The 2,542-nt window shown below is 59.3% G+C and carries 4 protein-coding genes; all 4 read left to right on the top strand.

All coding sequences use genetic code 11. The features are described from left to right. The first annotated feature begins 65 nt into the window (after nucleotides 1-65). Nucleotides 66-554: an outer membrane lipid asymmetry maintenance protein MlaD gene (gene mlaD, locus BDE01S_RS09975; protein ID WP_066081054.1), complete on the top strand. Its 489-nt coding sequence runs from the start codon at nucleotides 66-68 to the stop codon at nucleotides 552-554. 147 nt (nucleotides 555-701) lie between these two features. Beyond that, nucleotides 702-1,292: an MlaC/ttg2D family ABC transporter substrate-binding protein gene (locus BDE01S_RS09970; RefSeq protein ID WP_066081051.1), complete on the top strand. Its 591-nt coding sequence runs from the start codon at nucleotides 702-704 to the stop codon at nucleotides 1,290-1,292. Nucleotides 1,293-1,295: 3 nt separating this feature from the next. Further along, the gene (locus BDE01S_RS09965) at nucleotides 1,296-1,571 is read left to right on the top strand and encodes an STAS domain-containing protein (RefSeq protein WP_066081048.1); all 276 of its coding nucleotides are present in this window, start codon (nucleotides 1,296-1,298) and stop codon (nucleotides 1,569-1,571) included. Beyond that, the gene (locus tag BDE01S_RS09960) at nucleotides 1,568-2,395 is read left to right on the top strand and encodes an MlaA family lipoprotein (protein WP_066081044.1); all 828 of its coding nucleotides are present in this window, start codon (nucleotides 1,568-1,570) and stop codon (nucleotides 2,393-2,395) included. Before BDE01S_RS09965 ends, BDE01S_RS09960 begins: the two co-directional genes overlap by 4 nt. Nucleotides 2,396-2,542: the final 147 nt, after the last annotated feature.

The following is a 2,542-nucleotide window of genomic DNA, read 5'->3' as shown; positions in this document are numbered from 1 at the left end:
CGCCGCCTTGTATCAGAACTGACGCTCCGACGATAAACGGAACAGGCATTTTTTTGGAAAAACTGATGAAAAAAAGCATTTTAGAATTTTGGGTCGGCCTGTTTGTCTTACTGGGCGCGGTTGCCGTCGGCTTTCTGGCCTTTCGCGTTGCCGGCGGCACGTCGGTCGGCAGCAGCAGCGGCAGCTACACCGTTTACGCCGATTTCAGCGACATCGGCGGCCTGAAAGCCGGTGCGCCCATTAAAGCGGCGGGCGTATTGGTCGGCCGCGTGTCCGACATCACGCTTGACCCGCAAAGCTATCAGGCGCGCGTGAGCCTAAATTTGGACAAGCAATACGCGTTCAGCAGCGACGTTTCCGCGCAAATCCTGACCTCCGGCCTGCTCGGCGAGCAATATATCGGCCTGATGCAGGGCGGCGACCCTGAAAATCTGGCCGCAGGCGACACCATTTCCCTGACCAGCTCCGCGCTGGTGCTGGAAAACCTGATCGGCAAATTTATGACCAGCTTCGCCGAGAAAAACGCCGGCAGCGACGACAAAGCCGCCGAATAATCCGGCCAAGCGCCGCAAGACCGCCTATGCCGGTTCACATAACGATATAGTCAAAGAACACAAAATGAGACAAGGTACAGCAACGCCGTATCATTTTTATGTTCAATGACGATACCTCAACGCACCTCCACCATTAGGACGCAAACCATGAAAAAATCCGCCTTCCTCACCGCCCTCTCCGTCGGCCTGTTGAGTATCAGCTTTGCCGTTGCCGCACCTGCCGATGCCGTGAAGCAAATACGCGAAAACGCCACCCAAGTGCTGTCGATTCTGAAACAGGGCGATGCCAACAGCGCCCGCCGTAAAGCCGAAGCCTACGCCCTGCCCTACTTCGATTTCGAGCGCATGACCGCGCTGGCCGTCGGCGCACCGTGGCGCACCGCCACCGCCGCGCAGAAGCAGGCCATGACCAAAGAATTCCAAACCCTGCTGATCCGCACCTACAGCGGCACCATGATGAAATTCAAAAACGCCAAGGTCAACGTGAAAGACAATCCTGCCGTTAATCGCGGAGGCAAAGAAATCGTCGTGCGTGCCGAAGTGTCGCCCACCGGCGAAAAACCCGTCAACATGGATTTCAGCACCTACCAAAGCGGCAGCCGCTACCGCGTATTCAACGTTGCCGTTGAAGGCGCCAGCCTCGTGACCGTTTACCGCAACCAATTCGGCGAAACCATCAAAGCCAAAGGCTTCGACGGCCTGATTGCCGAGCTGCGCGCCAAAAACGGCGGCAAATAAACCATGAACAGCGAAGTCCGCAACGGCATTCTCTACATCAGCGGCGACGTCACCGTCAAAACCCTTACCGCAGCCGCCTACGCCCGTTTCGAGCAGCAATGCCGTCTGAAAAACCTGACCGCGCTCGACTTAGGCGGTGTCGGCCGCGCCGACTCCGCCTGCGTCTCGCTGCTGCTGGCCGCCCGCCGCGCCGGCGGCAATCTGCGCCCGCAGCATCTGCCCGAAGCCGTGCGCGCCCTCGCCGACCTCTACGAAATCAACGATTGGTTAAGCACATGAACAAACACGCCGCCCTGCTCTTGGCCGCCCTGCTGGCCGCGCAACCCGCCCTGGCCGAGCGCAACCCCGCCGACCCTTACGAGCCCTACAACCGCGCCGTCTCCAAGTTTAACGACAAGGCCGACAAATACATCATGTCGCCCGTTGCCCGCGGCTACCGCAAAATCACCCCGCAGCCCGTGCGTACCGGCATCAGCAATTTCTTCAACAACCTGCGCGATGTCACCAGCTTCGGCAGCAACCTGCTGCGTCTCGACATCAAACGCGCCAGCGAAGACCTGGTGCGCGTCGGCATCAACACCACCTTCGGCCTCGGCGGCCTGATTGACGTGGCCGGCGCCGGCGGCGTGCCCAACAACAAAAACACGCTGGGCGACACCTTCGCCTCATGGGGCTGGAAAAACAGCAACTACTTCGTGATGCCGCTGCTCGGCCCCTCCACCGTGCGCGACACCGCCGGCAGCGCCATCACCGCCGTTTACCCCGTTAAAAACGCCGTATTGGAAACCAACGCCCTGCGCTGGGGCACCACCGGCCTGAACGCCGTCAGCACCCGTGAAAGCCTGCTCGACCTGACCGACAGTCTCGAAGGTGCGGCCATCGACAAATACAGCTACACCCGCGATCTGTATATGAACGTCCGCAACCGCCAAACCGGCGGCCGCCTGCCCGCCGCAGCCGATGACGACATCGATATCGACGATTTGGTGGACAGCAACAGCACGGCCGCCCCCGAAGCCGATATGCCGACAGAGCCTGCCGAAACCGCCCTGCCCGACCCGCAGCCTGCGGAAAACGGCATGATCCGTTTCGACGGCAAATGATTTCGACCATCTAAAAAAAGCCGTCTGAAAATCGGGATTTTCAGACGGCTTTTTATTGTCGAATAAAAGAAGAAAGAGACAAGGCAGCGAAGCCGCAGACAGTACAAGCAGTACAGGTCGGCGGACTTGCTGCTTCAGCAGTTTAGT

It is taken from the genome of Bergeriella denitrificans NBRC 102155 (assembly GCF_001592185.1).
Lineage (GTDB): Bacteria > Pseudomonadota > Gammaproteobacteria > Burkholderiales > Neisseriaceae > Neisseria > Neisseria denitrificans.
This window is presented reverse-complemented; position numbering and strand designations above follow the sequence as displayed.

Coding starts and splice junctions, on each gene's coding strand:
- mlaD (WP_066081054.1), top strand. CDS start 66: ATGAAAAAAAGCATTTTAGAATTTTGGGTCGGCCTGTTTGTCTTACTG.
- BDE01S_RS09970 (WP_066081051.1), top strand. CDS start 702: ATGAAAAAATCCGCCTTCCTCACCGCCCTCTCCGTCGGCCTGTTGAGT.
- BDE01S_RS09965 (WP_066081048.1), top strand. CDS start 1,296: ATGAACAGCGAAGTCCGCAACGGCATTCTCTACATCAGCGGCGACGTC.
- BDE01S_RS09960 (WP_066081044.1), top strand. CDS start 1,568: ATGAACAAACACGCCGCCCTGCTCTTGGCCGCCCTGCTGGCCGCGCAA.